Raw genomic sequence first — 19,137 nt, 5'->3', positions numbered from 1 at the left:
AGAGGGAGTGAAGCATGCTGAATTTCAAGACCATCATGGCCGCCGCGTTGGCCGGCCTCGGCGCCCTGGCGCTGTCCAGCGCCGCCATGGCCCAGAGCAAGGGGACCGTCGGCATCGCGATGCCGACCAAGTCCTCGGCGCGCTGGATCGACGACGGCAACAACATCGTCAAGGTGCTGAAGGAGCGCGGCTACAACACCGACCTGCAATATGCCGAGGACGACATCCCGAACCAGCTCTCGCAGATCGAGAACATGGTGACCAAGGGATCCAAGGTGCTGGTCATCGCCGCGATCGACGGCACCACGCTGTCGGACGTGCTGAAGCAGGCCAAGGCCAAGGGCATCACCGTGATCGCCTATGACCGCCTGATCCGCGACACGCCGAACCTCGACTACTACGCGACCTTCGACAACTTCCAGGTCGGTGTGCTGCAGGCGCAGTCGATCGTCGACAAGCTCGGGCTGAAGGACGGCAAGGGTCCGTTCAACATCGAGCTGTTCGGCGGTTCGCCCGACGACAACAACGCCTACTTCTTCTACAACGGCGCGATGTCGGTGCTGCAGCCCTATCTCGACTCCGGCAAGCTCGTGATCGGTTCCGGCCAGAAGGGCATGGACAAGGTTGCGACCCTGCGCTGGGACGGCGCCACCGCCCAGGCCCGCATGGACAACCTGCTCAGCGCGTTCTACGGCAAGAAGCGCGTCGACGCCGTGCTGTCGCCCTATGACGGCCTGTCGATCGGCATCATCTCCTCGCTGAAGGGCGTGGGCTATGGCAGCGCCGACCAGCCGATGCCTGTGATCTCGGGTCAGGACGCCGAAGTGCCGTCGATCAAGGCGATGCTGCGCGGCGACCAGTATTCGACCATCTTCAAGGACACCCGCGATCTCGCCAAGGTGACCGCCGACATGGTCGACGCCTCCCTCAGCGGCAAGGAAGTCCAGGTCAATGACACCAAGACCTACAACAACGGCGTCAAGGTCGTTCCGTCCTATCTGCTCAAGCCGGTCGTGGTCGACAAGAGCAATTGGGAGAAGGTCCTGATCGACAGCGGCTACTACAAGAAGTCGCAGTTCGATTGATCCTGGTCTAACAGACAAGCAGCCCTCTCCCCGGTGTCCGGGGAGAGGGACATCTTATTTTAGCTCGCCCGGCGGGGGCGAGTGGCGTCAGAAACAGAGTGGCGTCAGAACAGAGACATGACACGATGACCGCAATCCTCGAAATGCGTAACGTCAGCAAGAGTTTTGGCAACGTCCAGGCCCTGCGCGACGTCAGCTTCACCGTCGAGCCCGGCGAGATCCACGCGCTGGTCGGCGAGAACGGCGCCGGCAAGTCGACGCTGATGAAGGTGCTGAGCGGCGTCTACCCGCATGGCCGCTACGAAGGCCAGATCATCTTCGAGGGCGAGGAGCGCAAGTTCCGCGACATCAATGATTCCGAGGCGCTCGGCATCATCATCATCCACCAGGAGCTCGCGCTGATTCCGCTGATGTCCATCGCGGAGAACATCTTCCTGTCGCACGCGCCATCGCGCTTCGGCGTCATCGATCGCGACGAAGTCTACCGCCGCACCCAGCAATTGCTGGCGCAGGTCGGCTTGAAGGAATCGCCGGATACCCTGATCACGGATCTCGGCGTCGGCAAGCAGCAATTGGTCGAGATCGCCAAGGCGCTGTCCAAGCGCGTCAAGCTCCTGATCCTGGACGAGCCGACCGCCAGCCTCAACGAGGCCGACAGCCAGGCGCTGCTCGACCGTCTCGTCACCTTCCGCGAGCAGGGCATCTCCTCGATCCTGATCACCCACAAGCTCAACGAGGTCGCGCGCGTCGCCGACCGCATCACCGTGCTGCGCGACGGCCGCAGCGTCGACGGTATCGACTGCCGCGCCGAGCCGGTCCTGGAAGACCGCATCATCAAGAGCATGGTCAACCGCGACATGGCGCACCGCTTCCCCGAGCGGCAGCCGAAGATCGGCGAGCCGGTGTTTACGGTCGAGAACTGGACGGTGTTCCATCCGCAGCATCCGGACCGCCGCGTCATCAAGAACGTCGATTTCCAGGTGCGCCGCGGCGAGATCGTCGGCATCGCCGGCCTGATGGGCGCCGGCCGCACCGAGTTCGCGATGAGCCTGTTCGGCCGCTCCTGGGGCGTGAACATCTCGGGCCGCGCCCGGCTCGAAGGCCACGATGTCAATCTGACCAGCGTGCCCGCCGCGATCGATGCCGGCCTCGCCTACGTCACCGAGGACCGCAAGCAGCTCGGCCTGATCCTGGCCGACGACGTCCGCAAGAACATCACGCTCGCGAGCCTTTCCCAGGTCGCGCCGAAGGGCGTGATCGACGACATCGCCGAGCTCAAGGCGGCCTCCGGCTACCGCGGTCGCATGCGCATCCGCTGCTCGGACGTCTATCAGGAGGCCGGCCAGCTCTCCGGTGGCAACCAGCAGAAGGTCGTGCTGTCGAAGTGGCTGATGACCGATCCCAAGGTGCTGATCCTGGACGAGCCGACCCGAGGCATCGACGTCGGCGCGAAATATGAGATCTACTGTATCATCCAGGAGCTTGCGGATGCCGGCCGGGGTGTGGTGGTGATCTCGTCGGAAATGCCGGAGCTGCTCGGAATCTGCGACCGGATCTGCGTCATGAACGACGGCGCCTTCGTCGGCGAATTCGCAGGCCCGGACGCCACGCAGGAAAAGATCATGCGCGCCATCATGCGCAACGAAGCCATTACGAACCAGGAGACGGCCGCCTAAGCGGCCGGGAGGACACCAGCCATGACCGACAAGACGGTTTCACTCCCGGAAGAGAAGCCCCACGCCGGCTTCCTGAAGAACAATCTGCGCAGCTACGGCATGCTGATGTCGCTGTTCGTCATCATGCTGTTCTTCCAGATCATGACCGACGGCACCCTGCTGCAGCCGCTCAATTTGACCAATTTGGTGCTGCAGAACAGCTACATCGTCATCATGGCGCTGGGCATGCTGCTGGTCATCGTGACCGGGCATATCGACCTCTCGGTCGGCTCGGTCGCCGGCTTCGTCGGCGCAGTCGCCGCCGTGCTGATGGTCCGCTATCACGTCGACTTTCCGCTCGCCATCATCGCCTGCCTGATCGTCGGCGGCGCAATCGGTGCGGCACAGGGCTATTGGGTCGCCTATTTCGGCATTCCGTCCTTCATCGTCACCCTGGCCGGCATGCTCGTGTTCAAAGGCCTCGCGCTGGCGTTGCTGCAGGGACAATCGGTCGGACCGTTCCCAGGCACGTTCCAGAAGCTTTCGTCAGGATTCATTCCAGAGCTGATTTCCAACTCCGGCAATCTCAACCTGACCTCGATCATCATCGGCGCGGTGCTGACGCTCGTCCTGATCTATGCAAGCGTCAAGGGACGGGCCCGTGAAGTCGAGCATGGCATCGAGGTCGAGCCGTTCGGCCTGTTCGCCGCCAAGAACGTCGTGCTGGCCGGCGTGCTGATGTACTTCACCTACCTGATCGCCTCGCATCGCGGCCTGCCCAACGTGCTGGTGATCATGGTCGCGCTGATCGCGCTGTATGGCTTCATGACGCGCCGCACCGTGGTCGGCCGGCAGATCTACGCGGTCGGCGGCAATGCCAAGGCGGCCAAGCTGTCAGGCATCAAGACCGAGCGGCTGGTGTTCCTGACCTTCGTCAACATGGGCGTGCTGGCGGCGCTGGCGGGCCTGATCTTTGCGGCGCGCCTCAACACCGCGACGCCGAAGGCGGGTCTCGGCTTCGAGCTCGATGTCATCGCGGCCTGCTTCATCGGCGGCGCCTCGGCCTATGGCGGCGTCGGCCGCGTCGGCGGCGCCGTCATCGGGGCCATGATCATGGGCGTGATGAACAATGGCATGTCGATCCTCGGCATCGGCATCGACTATCAGCAGGTCATCAAGGGCCTGGTGCTGCTCGGCGCCGTCTGCATCGACGTCTACAACCAGCGTCGTTAGCAACGCGATCTCCCTCGCACTGCTCCCTCGTTTGCAGCTGCGGGAAGACGATGAGAGCCACGACAGGGGCGCTCGGCGTATGCCGCGCGCCCCTTTTGTCACGTCTGCTGATGATTGACGCGCTTGAGGACCGTTCGGAATGGAGCGGCCGGGCCACTGTGCCGGACCGTAGTCTTCCGGTCTGCCCCTGCAGCAGTTCGCGCCAATTCCTTTAACTGACGCATTGATATCAGCTTCGGCAATTGGCCGAGCTGAAATGCATGTGCACGACAATCACCTCAACGTCGCTCGCGGGATCAACCTTGAAGCGACTCCGACAGAGCCGCGGGCGATCGTCGTCGATCGTGGGCAGTGCTGCAGACCAGCAGGCCGAAGCAAACCGGGGCGTCTTTCAAGCAGATGAGAAGGCCTCGCAACCGCATCGACGCGCTGCGTTCGGGCGGCGGACATCTCCAGGTAGAGTAGCCGTAATATTACGGCGCTCATATTTAACACTCCGACAATCGAGTTCCACGCAATTTGAACGAGCTACGGCGAGCAATACAGGCCGTCGGTCGGGTGAATCCCAGTCGTGTGCTGCCGCGGGCGCATCGGCGCCGCGGCCGGAGTTCAGCGGACCACGGATGCTTCAGAGATGACGGACGCGATCCCGACGACAGAGCCTGACGACGCCGGCGACATGCCGCGGGCGCCCTATGCGCTTCCCCAGATGCTGGATCTGACACAGGCCGCACAGTTGCGTGAGGAGATGATCCGGATCGCTGCCGACAGCAGCATCGTGCTCGATGCCAGCGGCGTGGGGCGGATGTCGACGCCCTGTGCTCAGATTCTGCTAGCGGCGGCCCGCAGCGCGCAAGCCGCCAACAAGCCCTTCAGGATCACGCAGGCTTCCGAGCTGTTCAGGGCGGCCATCATCGACCTTGGACTTCAGCACGAACTCGACAAGTGGATGGAGTGACATGACCAAGCGAATTCTGGCAGTCGACGACTCGAAGACCATGCGCGACATGGTGTCCTTCACGTTGAAGAAGGCGGGTTTCGACGTTGCGGAGGCTGAGGACGGCAAGGCCGCGCTGAACGTGCTCACCGGCGGCAAGTTCGACCTGATCATCACCGATCTGAACATGCCGAACATGGACGGCATTTCGCTGATCAAGAACGTTCGGGCCGGCACTCAGCATCGCGCGGTGCCGATCCTGATCCTGACGACCGAGAGCGATGGGGCCAAGAAGGCCGACGGCAAGGCGGCCGGTGCGACCGGATGGCTGGTGAAGCCGTTCAATCCTGAGCAATTGATCGCGACGGTCAACCGCGTATGCCCGTAACTCCCGAGCAGGAAGTCTATCCCGTCGCGCAATTCCGCAAGACCTATTTCGAGGAATGCGCGGAGCTGCTGGACGCCCTCCAGTCCAACCTGGAGCTGTTGTCGTCCGGGCAGGAGGATGACGAGACGCTGCATGCGATCTTCCGATCCGTGCACTCGATCAAGGGCGGAGCGGGAGCCTTCGGCTGCACCGATCTGGTGGCATTCTCTCATACGTTCGAGAGTCTGCTCGACACCCTGCGTGACCACAAGATCCCCGCGAGCCAGGAGATCAAACAGCTCCTGCTGCGCGCCAGCGACGCGCTTGCGGACATCGTGAATGCAGCGCGGCTCGAGCAGCAGCTGCCGCCCAATTTCGCTGCCGACATCAGCGCCGCCATGCTGGATGCGTTGCAGGGCGCGGGGCAGACGATCGAAGTGTCGACCGGCGCTGTCGCGGTGGAAACGAAAGCGCTCGGCGAGCACAGATATCGCATCAGGTTTCGGCCGCATACGGAGATGCTGAAGAAGGCGAATGAGCCGCTGCTGCTGATCCGGCAACTGCGCAAGCTCGGCGTCCTCAGCACCGAGGTGGACAGCTCCAGCCTGCCGGCGCTGGCCGAACTGGATCCCGAGGCGGCCTACCTCAACTGGACATTCACCTTGGACACGGCGGTGCCGCGCGGGGCCGTCCAGGACGTGTTCGAGTTCGTCGAGGACGATTGCGATCTCGAGATCGACCTCGTCGAGGCGGCAGCTGGCCCGGCGGAGACCGCCGCGAGCGATGCTGCCGGCGCACTTGCGCCTGCCGTCGCCGCGGTCAGCGTCGCGCAATCGATCCGCGTCGACGTCGACAAGGTCGACCGGCTGGTCAATCTGGTTGGCGAGCTGGTGATCAGCCAGGCGATGCTCACGGAGCAGGGGCTCTCGTTGCCGGCTGACAAATATCCGCAGCTCATCCAGGGCATCGAGGCGCTGGCCCAAAGCGCCCGCGAGCTGCAGGAAAGCGTGATGGCGATCCGCGCCCAACCGGTGAAGTCGGTGTTTGCGCGGATGCCGCGGATCGTGCGCGAGCTTGCCACCACCTTAGGCAAGGAGGTGCGCATCGTCACCTCCGGCGAGATGACCGAAATCGACAAGACCGTCATCGAGCAGCTCAACGATCCCTTGACGCACATGATCCGCAACGCGCTCGACCACGGCATCGAGCCGCCGGCCGAGCGCGCCGCTGCCGGCAAGCCACGCCAGGGCACCATTCATCTGTCGGCCGCGCAGCGCAGCGGGCGCATCGTGATCGAGGTGTCGGACGACGGCCGCGGCATCAACCGCGAGAAGATTCTTGCCAAGGCGAGGGCGCGCGGCCTGGTGCCGGCCGGCGCCAATCTGAGTGACGACGAGGTCGACGATCTGATCTTCCTGCCGGCGTTCTCGACTGCCGATGTGATCTCGAACATCTCGGGCCGCGGCGTCGGCATGGATGTCGTCAAGCGCAACGTGCAGGCGCTCGGCGGCCGGATCTCGGTGCGCTCGCGTTTCGGGCAGGGCTCGTCGTTCTCGCTGTCCCTGCCGCTCACCCTCGCGGTCGTCGACGGCATGGTGGTGTCGGTCGGATGCGAGACCTTCATCATTCCGCTCGTCGCCATCGTCGAAAATCTGCGGCCGCAGACGGCCGACATTCATCCCGTCGTCGGCCGCGGCCATGTCCTGGCATTGCGTGGCGAGTATCTGCCGCTGGTCTACCTGCATCGCGTGTTCTCGATCAGTGATGCCATCGGCGATCCCTGCCGCGGCATCGTGATCATCGTGCAGAGCGAGAATGCCGGCCGTGTCGGCATCGTGGTGGACGAACTGCTCGGACAGCAGCAGGTCGTCGTGAAGAGCCTCGAGGCCAACTACGAGCCGGTCGAGGGCATCAGCGGCGCCACCATTCTCGGCAACGGCCGCGTCGCGCTGATCCTGGACGTCGCGCGCCTGCATGAGATCGACCTGCGGGGCACCGCCGGCCGGCTGCTGACACCGGACCCATCGAGAGCTGAACCCGCAAAGGACTTGACCCATGCAGCCTGACAACAAGCCGGCCGCGCATTTCGGCCAGGAAGCGGCCGTCAGCGAGAACGTGCAGCAGTTCATCACCTTCACGCTGGGCGAGGAGGAATACGGCATCGACATCATGGTGGTCCGCGAGATCAAGGGCTGGACCGAGACCACGATGATCCCCAATGCGCCCGCTCATGTGCGTGGCGTGATCAATCTGCGCGGCGTCATCGTGCCGATCTTCGATCTGCGCGCCCGGTTCGGCACAGGCGTGACGGTGCCAACGAATATGCACGTCGTGATCATCGTGGCTGCGGGCACGCGTACTGTCGGCCTGCTGGTCGATACCGTCTCCGATATCATCTCGGTCGATCCGAAGGAGATCCGCGAGGTGCCGGACATGGGCATGCCGATCGAGGACCAGTTCCTCGAAGGTCTGGTCGCGATCGAAAACCGGATGGTGACGCTGGTGTCGCTGGCCGGACTATTCGGAACATCAGCAGATTCGGTCAAGCGTACGGTCCACCAGGCCGATGCGGCCGCGGCAGCCTAAACCCCCAAGCAGATTTGCGAGATCGTCATGAGCGACACTTTCGAGGACAACATCATGCAGGACTTCACCGCCGACGGCGCCCCCGGCGAGGAGAACGCGGCAACCAAGAAGGCCCGGTCGCGCAGCAGCCGGGCACGGCCTGCCGCCAAGGCGGCGTCTGCCCCGGACCGCATGCCCGCGCGGGACGGTCAGATGGCGGACATCGCTGCACAGCTTGCGGCCATCAAGCGATCCCAGGCTGTGATCACCTTTGCGCTCGACGGCACCATTCTCGATGCCAACGACAATTTCCTGAATGCGCTGGGCTATTCACTGGCCGAGATCAAGGGGCAGCATCACTCGATGTTCGTCGATTCCGCCGATCGCACGGGTCACGAGTACCGGCTGTTCTGGGAGAAGCTCGGCCGCGGTGAATACGATGCGGGTCAGTACAAGCGGATCGGCAAGGGCGGCCGCGAGGTCTGGATCCAGGCCAGCTACAACCCGATGATGGACTCCAAGGGGAAGCCATATCGCGTGGTGAAATGCGCGACCGACATCACCGAGCAGGTGATGCGCAATGCCGATTTGAGCGGCCAGATCAGCGCCATCAACAAGGCCCAGGCGGTGATCGAGTTCACGATGGACGGCAAGATTCTCAATGCGAACGAGAACTTCCTGAAAACGCTTGGCTATACCCTTGGTGAAATCAAGGGTCAGCATCATTCGATGTTCGTCGACGGCGCCTACCGCAGCTCCAGCGAGTATCGGATGTTCTGGGACAAGCTCGGTCGCGGCGAATACGACGCCGGCCAGTACAAGCGCATCGGCAAGGGCGGCAAGGAGATCTGGATCCAGGCCAGCTACAATCCGATCATGGGGCCGGACGGCAGGCCGTTCAAGGTGGTGAAATATGCCACCGATATCACCGAAGAGGTGATCCGCAACGCCGACTTCAGCGGTCAGATCGCGGCCATCGGCAAGGCGCAGGCCGTCATCGAGTTCACGATGGATGGCAAGGTTCTCAATGCCAACGACAACTTCCTGAATGCGCTGGGCTACACGCTCGGCGAGATCAAGGGCCAGCATCACTCGATGTTCGTCGAGTCCGCCTATAGAAGCTCCAACGAATATCGAATGTTCTGGGACAAGCTGGGCCGCGGCGAATACGACGCCGGCCAGTACAAGCGCATCGGCAAGGGTAGCAAGGAGGTCTGGATCCAGGCCAGCTACAATCCGATCATGGGTCCCGATGGCAAGCCTTTCAAGGTGGTGAAATATGCCACCGACGTCACCGAGCAGGTGAAGGCGGCGCAAGCGCTCGAGACCACGGTCGGCCAGATCCAGGAGGTCGTCGCTGCGGCGAAGGCGAACGATCTGGAGCCGCGGATTTCGATGGCCGGAAAGTCTGGCGGTCTCGGCGAGCTCTGCTCCGGCGTGAACGGTCTGCTGGACACGATGGCTGCGCAGGTGAAGGCTGCCGAAGCGTTGCGAATTGCCGCCGGTCAGATCCAGGACGCGGTGGCTTCAGCGAAGCAGAACGACCTCCGTCCGCGCATTCCGATGGATAACAAGGCCGGTGAGATTCTGGAGCTCTGCGAGGGGGTCAACGGTCTCCTCGATACGATGTCCTCGATGATCGGGGAGGTGTCGGACAGCTCGCATACGCTGTCGAGCGCGGCCCGCGAGATCGCGAGCGGCAACACCGACCTGTCGCAGCGCACCGAAGAGCAGGCGGCCAGCCTGGAAGAAACGGCGGCCAGCATGGAGGAGCTCACCTCGACCGTGCGGCAGAACGCCGAGAATGCGCAGCAGGCCAACAAGCTCGCATCGTCGGCATCGGACGTCGCGATCAAGGGCGGTGCAGTGGTCGCCGAGGTCGTGCAGACCATGGATGGCATCACGCAGGCGAGCCGCAAGATCGCCGACATCATCGGTGTGATCGACGAGATCGCGTTCCAGACCAACATTCTGGCGCTGAATGCCGCGGTCGAAGCTGCGCGCGCCGGCGACCAGGGGCGCGGCTTCGCCGTCGTGGCCGCGGAGGTGCGCAACCTGGCCCAGCGCAGCGCCAACGCTGCCAAGGAGATCAAGGGGCTGATCTCGGACTCGGTCTCGAAGGTCGAGTCGGGCTCGCGCCTGGTCGATACCGCCGGCAAGACGATGGAGGAGATCGTCCAGTCGGTGAAGCGAGTCACCGACATCATGGCCGAGATCTCGGCGGCGTCGCAGGAGCAGCGTGGCGGCATCGAGCAGGTCAACAACGCGGTCACGCAGATGGACAAGGTCACGCAGCAGAACGCCGCGCTGGTCGAGCAGGCCGCCGCCGCCGCCAAATCCATGGAGGAGCAGACCGCGGCCATGACCGAGATGGTCGGCCGCTTCATGGTGCTGCCGGAGTTCGAGAGCCAGGCTCCACCAGCCCGAACCGGAAATCCGGTGGTCGATCGGTCGCTGGGCGCGAGCAAGGAGAAGCTTGCCGGGCTGCGCGCTGGAGCCGGCAAGCCGGCGCAGCGACCGCCGGTGGCCCCGACCCGCGCTCCCGAGCCCGACCGGTCGCGTCGTCGCGTCGTCGGCGGCAACGACGCGGACTGGAAGGAATTCTGATCGCCAAGAGGGGCGCCCTGGTGGCGCCCCTCAGGGTGTTGGGAGATGGTGGTGGAAGAAGAGTTCGCCTTACAAGACAGAGACTTTCGAACGTTGTCCAAGCTCGTGATGGACACGGCTGGAATCGTGCTGAGCGAGCGCAAGCGCGCGTTCATTCATGGTCGTCTCAGCCGGCGGCTGCGCGCGCTCGGGCTGAACAACTTCTCCCAATATTGCAAACTGCTGGAGACGAGCGACGGGGATAGCGAGCTACGCAACTTCATCAACGCCGTCACGACCAATCACACCAGCTTCTTTCGCGAATCGCATCACCTTGACCACCTGGCGCGCGTGATCCTGCCGGAGCTCATGACGGCCAACAGCGACACGCGGCGCATCCGCATCTGGTCGGCGGGCTGTTCGAGCGGGGAGGAGCCCTACAGCATCGCGATGGCGATCCACAACAGCGGAAAGTCGTTGGCTGGGTGGGACGTCAAGATTCTCGCGACCGACCTCGACACCAATGTGATCGCGCACGCGGCGCGCGGAATCTACGACGCGGAAAGGGCGGAGGGCATACCGGCCGCCATGAAAAATCGATTCACGACGGTCCAGGACGGCAACGTCGTGATGAACGACGAACTATGCGATCTCATCACGTTCGCCCATCTCAATTTGCTCGAGCGTTGGCCAATGTCTGGACCGTTCGACGTGATCTTCTGCCGCAACGTGGTCATCTACTTCGACAAGCCGACGCAAACGCGGCTGTTCAACCGTTACGCTGACATCACCAAGCCGGATGGCTGGCTCATCGTCGGTCATTCCGAGAATCTTCTTGGCATCACTGATCGCTTCGAACTGGTCGGCAGAACGATCTATCGGAAAGTCGGACCATGAGGGCGAGATCGAAGTGGCATCATGTGCGTCACGCAGCGAGGAAGGATGACGGCCCCGCGGAGCCATGTCGCTACTTCGACCGACGTTTCGAAGCGTTCGCCGTCAAGGTGCTGCCCGGTGAGCACTATGTCAGCAACCAGCCTGATGAGATGCTGGTGACCGTCCTCGGCTCCTGCGTCGCGGCCTGCATCCGAGATCCGGTCGTCCAGGTCGGTGGCATGAACCATTTCATGCTGCCCGAAGCCTCTGGTGACTGGGGACACGCGTCCGCCGGCATGCGCTATGGCAATGTCGCGATGGAGCGCCTGATCAACGACGTTCTGGTTCGTGGCGGCATGCGCGGGCGGCTCGAGATCAAGGTGTTCGGCGGCGCCAACGTCCTCAACGGCCTGGCCAAGATCGGGCACCGCAACGCCGACTTCGTCGAGGATTACCTGGCAACGGAAGATCTCCCGATCGCGGCGCGCCATCTGCGCGGCGCACTGCCGCGCCGGGTTCATTATTTTCCCGTTAGCGGAAGAGTGCTCATGCTGGAGCTGCCGCGCAATGACCGCGATGCCGTGCTGCGCAACGAGTCCTCTTACCAATCCAGAATTCAGGCCGATCCCGTGGCCGGCTCGGTCGAACTGTTTGAGGAAGTCCCATGACTGCCATCCGTGTCCTGATCGTCGACGACTCCGCCTTCGTTCGCCAGGTCCTGACCGAAATCCTGTCGAGCGATCCCGCGATCGATGTCGTCGGGGCTGCGCCGAATCCGATCGTCGCCCGCGACATGATCAAGAGTCTCACCCCGGATGTCGTCACCCTCGACATCGAGATGCCGCGCATGGATGGCCTCGCCTTTCTCGACAAGATCATGTCGCTGCGGCCGATGCCGGTGCTGATGATCTCGTCGCTCACCCAGAAGGGCGCTGATACGGCCGTACGCGCGCTGGAAATGGGCGCCTTCGACTGCATCGCCAAACCAGTCGTCGGGCTGGTCGAGGGATTGCCGGCCCTGCGCAATGAGATCATCGGCAAGGTCAAGGCGGCCGCCGTGGCGAATATCCGGCCGAGGTCGGGCGAGCAGGTCAGGCCCGTGCAGCGGCCCGGCGTCACCTACAATTCCTCGGAGAAGATCATCGCGATCGGCGCGTCGACTGGGGGAGTGGAGGCGCTGCAGGAACTGTTGACGGCGCTTCCGTCGGACGTGCCGGCGGTCGTTGTCACCCAGCACATGCCGGCGATGTTCACAGCTTCGTTCGCCAGCCGGCTCAACCAGCTCTGCGCGGTGACGGTCAAGCAGGCCGAGAACGGCGAGCGCGTGCTGCCCGGGCACGTCTATATCGCACCGGGAGGCTTCCATCTCGAGCTCGCGCGCAACGGCGCGAACTACGTCTGCCGCGTCCATGACGAGCCGGCGGTGTCTGGGCATCGGCCCTCGGTGGACGTGCTGTTCCGCTCGGTCGCCCATGCCGCCGGCCCCAATGCGATCGGCATCATCCTCACCGGCATGGGCCGGGACGGCGCGATGGGCCTTCTCGAAATGCGTTCGGCCGGAGCCCCGACGATTGGTCAGGACGAGGCAAGTTGCGTCGTTTACGGCATGCCAAAGGCAGCGCGCGACAACGGCGCCGTGGAGATCGAGCTGCCGCTCGGCAAGATCGTCGATCATGTCCTCAAGCGGTGTGAAGCGCTCGCTGCGCGCGGAGTCAGGGTTTAGCTCATGTTCGGTTGGAGAAGCAGCAACGCGGCCGAGGCCGAGCCGGCTGGCCCCGAGCCGGCGCCCGCGCTCGCGCCTGAGATCCCGCAACGGCAAGACGACCTGATGCGTCGCTGGATCGCATTCGCCAACGTGCAGCAGCGCGTCATCAGGACGCTGGTCAGCGAGATTCAGCAGACATCCTCCGTCGTCGAAACGGAGGCGGACAGTCTGAGCGGCAAGTTCCAGCGTTTGGCGGTGTGCGCCGACCAGCAGACCCGGCGCGTCGAGAGCCTGAGCAAGCTTGCGATGGGCATCGAGGTCGATGGCGAGGCGGTGGCGATCGATCGTATCGCCGGCCTGCTCGAGGAAACCTTGAGCGATGTCGTCGAGAAGATCCTGCTGCTGTCCAAGGACGCCATGTCGATGGTCTACGCGCTGAGCGAGCTCAACGCGAACGTCAATCGTGTCGACAGCTGCATGGAGGAGCTCAACAAGATCAACAAGGTCACCAACATGCTGGCGCTCAATGCACGGATCGAGGCGGAGCGCGCCGGCACGGCGGGCGCTGCCTTCCGGGTGGTCGCCGGAGAGGTGCGGGAATTGTCGGGCGCGACGCAGCGCCTGTCGGTCGACATGGATGCCGAGCTGAAGGCGGTCACCGAAGGCATTGCCAATGGACATGCGACCTTGCAGCGCGTCGCCACCATCGACATGTCGCAGAACCTGATGGCCAAGGATCGGCTCGAGGTGCTGATGAACGCGCTGATCCAGCGCAGCGGCAATCTCACCGAGGTGGTCGGCGAGGCCATGAAGGAGGCGGAGGTGATCTCGGCTGATGTCGCCGGCATGGTGACCGGGATCCAGTTCCAGGACCGGACGCGGCAGCGGCTGGAGCATGTCGTGGATACGCTGCGCGTCGTCGATGAGGCGCTCGACGAGTTGAAGACGACGACGGCGGAGACGCTCGATACGCCGGTCGTCGAGACGACGAGTGACAATGAATGGGTGAAGGCGATGCTCGATCGCTTCACGCTCGGCGAAATGAGGTCGCGGTTCGTCGCGCAGATCATCGAGGGCAGGCAGCCGGTTGATCACGGCGAGGTTGTCGCTGCTCCAACCGAGACCGGAACGGTCGAACTCTTCTAGGGGGCTTTCATGCAGATGCAGATCGACACCGCCGACGGGCAGATTGCGATGAGCGGCGAGTTCACCTTCACCGACCATATTCCTTTCAAGCAGATGGTCACCGAGATTTTCGCCGCGCCCGGCAAGGCCGTGGTGATCGACCTTTCGAAGCTCGATTTCATTGACTCCGCCGGATTGGGCATGCTGCTGCTGGCGCGGGACGAGGCCAAGAAGAGCGATCGCGAGCTGATCCTTCGCCGGCCGAGCGGCCAGGTGAAGCGCATGTTCTCCGTCACCAAGTTCAACACGCTCTTCAAGGTGGAGGAGTGACGTTCGATGTGCGTGTCGGTCGATGAGCCGGTTGACGCGGATGCGTGCGTGTCGTTCTGGGATGGCGTCTCCGAGGAGACGTTGCAGGCGGCGCTCGCATCGCCCGTGCGGCAGTGCCTTGAAGCCGGCATCGTCGACCGCGGCAACGTTGGTCGCGACGTTGAGCCGGCCGCCGGCGATCACCTGGGCCTGATCGTCACGACACGGTCCGCCTATCGCCATTCGATCGTGAAGACGTTCGTGGAGGCGCTGCGGGCGCGGCTGCCGCTCACCGACGACCTGCGGATCAGGATCCACAGCGCGGCGCAGGAAGCGCTGATGAATGCCGTCCTGCATGGCAATCTGCGGATCGACGCCGAGCTCCGCGCCAGCCTCGATGGCCTGATCGCGGCCCAGGAGATCATCGAGACCAGGCTGAACTCGCCTGAGATCGGCGGCGCCATCATCCGCCTCGACGCGGCCTGGACTGCAACCGGCATTGCGATCACGATCGGCGACAGCGGAGACGGCTACGACTACGGCAGCGTCCGCCCGGCAGCCGACGACGGCGCGTCGGGACGGGGGCTGGAGATCCTTCAGGTCTTCTCCGATGCCGTGACGGTGCTGAACGGCGGCACGACGGTGCGGCTGGAGTTTCAGCGATGAGCCCGCTCATGGACACCGTCGAGACCGCGGTCGACGAGCGCATCGTGCCGGAAGGGCTCGCGGATGCGAGGATCCTGATCGCCGACGACGATCCGTTGTGCCGGCGTCTGGTCGCCGGCGTGCTGCGTGCGCAGAAGTTCACCAATATCGAATTTGCCGAGGGCGGGCTGTCGGCCATGGAGCAGGTGCGGCGCTTTCGGCCCGACCTGCTGCTGCTCGACATGCAGATGCCGGATATGAGCGGCCTGGAGGTCTGCCGCCAGATCCGCGCGCAGCCCGATTTCGCCGATGCGCCGATCCTGGTGCAGACCGCCACCGTCGACCGCAAGAAGATGGGCGAGCTGTTTTCCGCGGGCGCGTCCGATTTCCTGTCCAAGCCGATCAATCCGTCGGAGCTGATCGCCCGGGTGGTGGTGCATCTCGAACGCTGGAACTCGCTGCGCGCCTTGCGCGACTATCGCGAGCGCATCTCGCGGGAGCTCGAAGCCGCCCGCCGCATGCAGGTCGAGCTGCTGCCGGATCCCATCACCCTGCAATGGGCGGCCCGGACGGCAGACCTGCGCATCGCCAGCTACAACAGGTCGTCCTCGGAGCTCGGCGGCGATCTCTGGGGCATGCTGCCGATCAACAATGGCGCATTCGGAATCTTTCTCGCCGACTTCACGGGGCACGGCATCAATGCGGCCTTGAATACGTTTCGCCTGCATGCGCTGATCCATGAATACAAGGGGCTGCACGACGATCCCGGCGCATTGCTCTCGATGCTGAACGAGCGTCTCGTCCGCTTGTTGCGCGTCGGACAGTTCGCGACCTTCATGTACGTGGTCGTGGATCATCGCGCCGGCGTGTTGAAATGCGCCTCCGCAGGTGCGCCGCCGGCCATTCTGGTCCAGGGAGCGAACAGTCGCGCGCGCCTCTGTGACAGCAGCGGCTTTCCGCTCGGGGTCGAGCGCGGCGTGCGCTATCGCACCTCGCGCCGCAAGTTCCCGGTCGGCTCGCTGCTGCTGCTGTTCAGCGATGGGCTTTCCGAATTTCCAGATGCCACAGGAGCCCGGGTCGGTGACGATGGGCTGCAGGCGGCGCTCAATGCCTGCGAGCCCGCGCTCACGCCGCAGGAGGTCATCCAGCGGCTCTGCGCCACGGCCGGCATGAGTGATAGTTGCCCGTTGCCCGACGACACGACGATCGTGTGCCTCGATCGGCGCGGGAAGCCGCGCCAGCGCGGCCAGGGCTCGATCGATCGCGCCACGACGCAGCTGGCGGCGACCTCGTCCTGCGGGAGGCCGCTGACGTGAGCGTCGCCGCCACCGTCCCGCTGATCGATCAGGATCAGCTCGATCTTCTGCAGGCCGCGCTCGATCCAGACGAACTGCGCGCAATGCTGGTCGCGCTTCCCTCAGCCGCCGCTGCGGGGCTCGCCGCCATCAAGGCCGCGCTCGCGGCCGACGATCTGCCGCGGGCCCGCAAGGCGGCCCACGTCCTGAAAGGCTCATCGTCCAGCCTCGGCGCCGCGCGCCTTGCCGAACTGGCGCGGGTGATCGAGCTCGAGCTGGCAACGGCTGAAGAGATCGAAGCGCATCTGCCGCCTCTCGACGAGACCATCGACGCCACGACCGATGCTCTGACACGAGCTGCAGAGCGCCTATGAGGCGGGCAGTCCCCGGCGAGGTGCAAAGTCCGTCTTGCGCCGATCCCGGCGGCAGGCCGCGGCAAGTGCCTGCTGCGGTCGAGCCGGGCGCACGGCTTCGGACTGTCGTCACCTCTGTCGGGACGGCGTCGCTCACCATCATCGCCGTCGAGCAGATGACGGATCTGAAGCACGACTGGCTGGTCTCGCTGCTGATGCTCGCGGTCGCCGTCGTCATCATCATGGTCGTGTTGACGTCGATGCTGATCCGCAACAGCCGCCAGGCGGTGGCGATGGCGGAGGTTCTGAGACAGCAGAACGAGCAGTTGGCCCAGACGACGAGGCTCCTCAACGAAGCGCAACGGATCGGTCGTATCGGCCATTGGATGACGGCGGAAGGCGGTGAATCCGCGGTCTGGTCGGAGGAGCTGTTCGATATCACCGGCCTGGAGCAAGAGCCCAGCGTCGCCTTCACCAGGATGATCGAGATCATCCACCCGGAGGATGTGAGCAGCTACATCCGCGCGAGGCAGCGCACGCTGGCAACAGGCGGCGCGCTGAAGCAGGACATTCGCATCGTTCGTCCGGACGGCGAGATCCGCTGGATCCGGGTCGTCGCCGACCCGACGGACGATATCGACGGCGGCTTCCGCGAGCGCTTCGGTATCGTCCAGGACATCACCGAACGAAAGCTGGCGGAGATCGCCGCCGATCAGGCGCAACAGCTGCTGCTCGACGCAATCGAGGCGCTCACGAATGGATTCGTGCTGTTCGACAAGGACGATCGCTTCGTGCTGTCGAACACGCGATTCCGCGAGATGTTTCCAGGGTGGACGACGCTGATGCGGCCCGGCATCCCGTTCACCGACCTGATGCGGAAGGCGCATGATCACGGGCTGATGCGTTCCAAGGGTGACGGCTTCGAGGACTGGCTCGCGCGTAAGCGCGCCTGGCACCTCGGCGGTAGCCGCATGATCGAGCATCGCGAGCTCAACGGACGTTGGATCCAGAGTGTCGACCACCGGATCTCCGACGGCGGCACGGTCTGCCTCGTGACCGACATCACCGCCTTCAAGACGGTCCAGGCCGAGCTCGAGCAGAAGCTCGCTTATGTCGAAGCGATCCGTTCCGACCTCGAGCGGCAGAAGCGGGAGCTCGAAGCGACGGGCGCCGAGCTGCGCGCCGCGCGTGATGCCGCGGAAGCCGCCAACCGCGCCAAGTCCGACTTCCTCGCGATCATGAGCCACGAGATCAGGACCCCGCTCAGCGGCATGGTCGGCATGGTCGATCTGTTGCGGGGGACCTCGCTGACCGAGGAGCAGAAGCGCTACACTGCGCTGGCCAAGGAATCCGCCGACCTGCTGCTCGAGGTCATCAACGACATCCTCGACTTCTCCAAGCTCGAAGCAGGCCGCCTGCAGTCGGAATGCATCGACTTCGATGTGTCGAATCTGGTCGAGAGCGCGGCCTCGTTCATGGGCGAAAAGGCCAGGAAGCGCGGTCTCGATCTCAAGGTCGGCCTGGCGCCGGGACTGCCGCGATTCCTGAAGGGCGATCCGACGCGGATCCGGCAGGTGATGCTGAACCTGGTCGCCAACGCCATCAAGTTCACCGAGCAGGGCTCCATTGAATTGCGTGCTGCGCATCGCGAGCAGGACGACGGCGCCATCGTGCTTCGCATCGAGGTGATCGACACCGGCATCGGGATGTCGCCGGAGATCCAGGCCCAGATCTTCGATCCGTTCGTCCAGGCCGACACCTCGATCTCGCGCAAATATGGCGGCAGCGGCCTTGGGCTTGCGATCTGCAGGCAGCTCTGCACCATCATGGGCGGCAGCATCGGCGTCGACAGCGAGCTCGGTCGCGGCAGCCGCTTCTGGTTCGAGGCGAGGTGCCAGCTCGGTCAGAAGCCGGTGCTCCTGGCCGAGCCGGTCATGCTGTCATCGGACCGGGCGCTCGAGATCCTGGTCGCGGAGGATAGTCCGATCATCGTCACCTTGATTCACAGCCTGCTGGTGAAGCAGGGATTCAAGCCCACCATCGTCGCCAATGGCATCGAGGCGGTCGCGGCGGTGTCCGAGAAGCCCTACGATCTCGTGCTGATGGACGTGCAGATGCCGGAGATGGACGGCATCTCCGCGACCAAGGCCATCCGCCAGCTGCCGGGCCCCGAGCGCCACGTGCCAATCATCGCCCTCACCGCCAACGCACTGGTCGGCGAGCGCGAGACCTATCTCGCCGCCGGCATGAACGACTACGTCACCAAACCGATCCAGCCGCCGCTGCTGTTCGACGCCATCCGCCGCTGGGCGCTTCCGCAATATGCCGACGCGCCGCCGCTGCAGCCCGGCCGCCTCGGCCAGCTCGACATGTTCGTGTCGTAGCGCCAGCCGATGCGGAC

Annotated in this window: 17 protein-coding genes; all 17 read left to right on the top strand. The window is 64.2% G+C overall.

The window, feature by feature from the left end; all coding sequences use genetic code 11:
• Window positions 1–14 precede the first annotated feature (14 nt).
• On the top strand, window positions 15–1,085 hold the full coding sequence (gene chvE / locus BRAD285_RS24570) for a multiple monosaccharide ABC transporter substrate-binding protein (RefSeq protein WP_006610801.1): 1,071 nt from the start codon (window positions 15–17) through the stop codon (window positions 1,083–1,085).
• A 125-nt stretch (window positions 1,086–1,210) separates the two neighbouring features.
• On the top strand, window positions 1,211–2,761 hold the full coding sequence (gene mmsA / locus BRAD285_RS24565) for a multiple monosaccharide ABC transporter ATP-binding protein (RefSeq protein WP_035645487.1): 1,551 nt from the start codon (window positions 1,211–1,213) through the stop codon (window positions 2,759–2,761).
• 21 nt (window positions 2,762–2,782) lie between these two features.
• A complete protein-coding gene (gene mmsB / locus BRAD285_RS24560; RefSeq protein ID WP_006610803.1) occupies window positions 2,783–3,973 on the top strand; it encodes a multiple monosaccharide ABC transporter permease in 1,191 nt (396 codons plus the stop codon).
• A 634-nt stretch (window positions 3,974–4,607) separates the two neighbouring features.
• On the top strand, window positions 4,608–4,931 hold the full coding sequence (locus BRAD285_RS24555) for an STAS domain-containing protein (protein ID WP_006610804.1): 324 nt from the start codon (window positions 4,608–4,610) through the stop codon (window positions 4,929–4,931).
• A 1-nt stretch (window position 4,932) separates the two neighbouring features.
• Window positions 4,933–5,298 carry a response regulator gene (locus BRAD285_RS24550; protein ID WP_006610805.1) on the top strand — a complete coding sequence of 122 codons (366 nt, stop codon included), beginning with the start codon at window positions 4,933–4,935 and terminating at the stop codon, window positions 5,296–5,298.
• Entirely contained in the window at window positions 5,289–7,343 is a 2,055-nt protein-coding gene (locus BRAD285_RS24545) for a chemotaxis protein CheA (RefSeq protein WP_006610806.1), read from the top strand. The genes BRAD285_RS24550 and BRAD285_RS24545 overlap by 10 nt, the downstream gene beginning before the upstream one ends.
• Window positions 7,333–7,863, top strand: a complete 531-nt coding sequence (locus tag BRAD285_RS24540; protein ID WP_006610807.1) for a chemotaxis protein CheW — start codon at window positions 7,333–7,335, stop codon at window positions 7,861–7,863. The genes BRAD285_RS24545 and BRAD285_RS24540 overlap by 11 nt, the downstream gene beginning before the upstream one ends.
• Window positions 7,864–7,890: 27 nt before the next feature.
• Entirely contained in the window at window positions 7,891–10,449 is a 2,559-nt protein-coding gene (locus BRAD285_RS36570) for a methyl-accepting chemotaxis protein (RefSeq protein WP_283806898.1), read from the top strand.
• 51 nt (window positions 10,450–10,500) lie between these two features.
• Window positions 10,501–11,325 carry a protein-glutamate O-methyltransferase CheR gene (locus BRAD285_RS24530; protein WP_172889806.1) on the top strand — a complete coding sequence of 275 codons (825 nt, stop codon included), beginning with the start codon at window positions 10,501–10,503 and terminating at the stop codon, window positions 11,323–11,325.
• Window positions 11,326–11,348: 23 nt separating this feature from the next.
• Window positions 11,349–11,972: a chemoreceptor glutamine deamidase CheD gene (gene cheD / locus BRAD285_RS24525; protein ID WP_244422127.1), complete on the top strand. Its 624-nt coding sequence runs from the start codon at window positions 11,349–11,351 to the stop codon at window positions 11,970–11,972.
• Window positions 11,969–13,027 (top strand): chemotaxis response regulator protein-glutamate methylesterase, encoded by a 1,059-nt coding sequence (locus BRAD285_RS24520; protein ID WP_006610811.1) that lies wholly within the window; start codon window positions 11,969–11,971, stop codon window positions 13,025–13,027. The genes cheD and BRAD285_RS24520 overlap by 4 nt, the downstream gene beginning before the upstream one ends.
• A 3-nt stretch (window positions 13,028–13,030) precedes the next feature.
• Window positions 13,031–14,155: a methyl-accepting chemotaxis protein gene (locus BRAD285_RS24515; RefSeq protein WP_244422128.1), complete on the top strand. Its 1,125-nt coding sequence runs from the start codon at window positions 13,031–13,033 to the stop codon at window positions 14,153–14,155.
• A 9-nt stretch (window positions 14,156–14,164) separates the two neighbouring features.
• The gene (locus tag BRAD285_RS24510; RefSeq protein WP_006610813.1) at window positions 14,165–14,464 is read left to right on the top strand and encodes an STAS domain-containing protein; all 300 of its coding nucleotides are present in this window, start codon (window positions 14,165–14,167) and stop codon (window positions 14,462–14,464) included.
• Window positions 14,465–14,512: 48 nt separating this feature from the next.
• On the top strand, window positions 14,513–15,109 hold the full coding sequence (locus BRAD285_RS24505) for an ATP-binding protein (RefSeq protein ID WP_244422129.1): 597 nt from the start codon (window positions 14,513–14,515) through the stop codon (window positions 15,107–15,109).
• Window positions 15,106–16,404 (top strand): PP2C family protein-serine/threonine phosphatase, encoded by a 1,299-nt coding sequence (locus BRAD285_RS24500; protein WP_083846352.1) that lies wholly within the window; start codon window positions 15,106–15,108, stop codon window positions 16,402–16,404. Before BRAD285_RS24505 ends, BRAD285_RS24500 begins: the two co-directional genes overlap by 4 nt.
• Window positions 16,401–16,757: an Hpt domain-containing protein gene (locus BRAD285_RS24495; RefSeq protein WP_006610816.1), complete on the top strand. Its 357-nt coding sequence runs from the start codon at window positions 16,401–16,403 to the stop codon at window positions 16,755–16,757. Before BRAD285_RS24500 ends, BRAD285_RS24495 begins: the two co-directional genes overlap by 4 nt.
• Window positions 16,754–19,120 (top strand): ATP-binding protein, encoded by a 2,367-nt coding sequence (locus tag BRAD285_RS24490; RefSeq protein WP_006610817.1) that lies wholly within the window; start codon window positions 16,754–16,756, stop codon window positions 19,118–19,120. The genes BRAD285_RS24495 and BRAD285_RS24490 overlap by 4 nt, the downstream gene beginning before the upstream one ends.
• The last annotated feature ends 17 nt before the right edge of the window (window positions 19,121–19,137 follow it).

The organism is Bradyrhizobium sp. ORS 285 (assembly GCF_900176205.1).
Lineage (GTDB): Bacteria > Pseudomonadota > Alphaproteobacteria > Rhizobiales > Xanthobacteraceae > Bradyrhizobium.
Note: the sequence above shows the minus strand (reverse complement) of the source record. Positions and strands in the feature narration are given on the sequence as shown.

Bases quoted from the DNA above. Each gene is read 5' to 3' on its own strand.
- BRAD285_RS24555 (WP_006610804.1), top strand. From the start codon at position 4,608: ATGACGGACGCGATCCCGACGACAGAGCCTGACGACGCCGGCGACATG.
- BRAD285_RS24490 (WP_006610817.1), top strand. From the start codon at position 16,754: ATGAGGCGGGCAGTCCCCGGCGAGGTGCAAAGTCCGTCTTGCGCCGAT.
- mmsB (WP_006610803.1), top strand. From the start codon at position 2,783: ATGACCGACAAGACGGTTTCACTCCCGGAAGAGAAGCCCCACGCCGGC.
- BRAD285_RS24510 (WP_006610813.1), top strand. From the start codon at position 14,165: ATGCAGATGCAGATCGACACCGCCGACGGGCAGATTGCGATGAGCGGC.
- BRAD285_RS24500 (WP_083846352.1), top strand. From the start codon at position 15,106: ATGAGCCCGCTCATGGACACCGTCGAGACCGCGGTCGACGAGCGCATC.
- BRAD285_RS36570 (WP_283806898.1), top strand. From the start codon at position 7,891: ATGAGCGACACTTTCGAGGACAACATCATGCAGGACTTCACCGCCGAC.
- BRAD285_RS24540 (WP_006610807.1), top strand. From the start codon at position 7,333: ATGCAGCCTGACAACAAGCCGGCCGCGCATTTCGGCCAGGAAGCGGCC.
- BRAD285_RS24515 (WP_244422128.1), top strand. From the start codon at position 13,031: ATGTTCGGTTGGAGAAGCAGCAACGCGGCCGAGGCCGAGCCGGCTGGC.
- chvE (WP_006610801.1), top strand. From the start codon at position 15: ATGCTGAATTTCAAGACCATCATGGCCGCCGCGTTGGCCGGCCTCGGC.
- BRAD285_RS24520 (WP_006610811.1), top strand. From the start codon at position 11,969: ATGACTGCCATCCGTGTCCTGATCGTCGACGACTCCGCCTTCGTTCGC.
- BRAD285_RS24550 (WP_006610805.1), top strand. From the start codon at position 4,933: ATGACCAAGCGAATTCTGGCAGTCGACGACTCGAAGACCATGCGCGAC.
- mmsA (WP_035645487.1), top strand. From the start codon at position 1,211: ATGACCGCAATCCTCGAAATGCGTAACGTCAGCAAGAGTTTTGGCAAC.
- BRAD285_RS24545 (WP_006610806.1), top strand. From the start codon at position 5,289: ATGCCCGTAACTCCCGAGCAGGAAGTCTATCCCGTCGCGCAATTCCGC.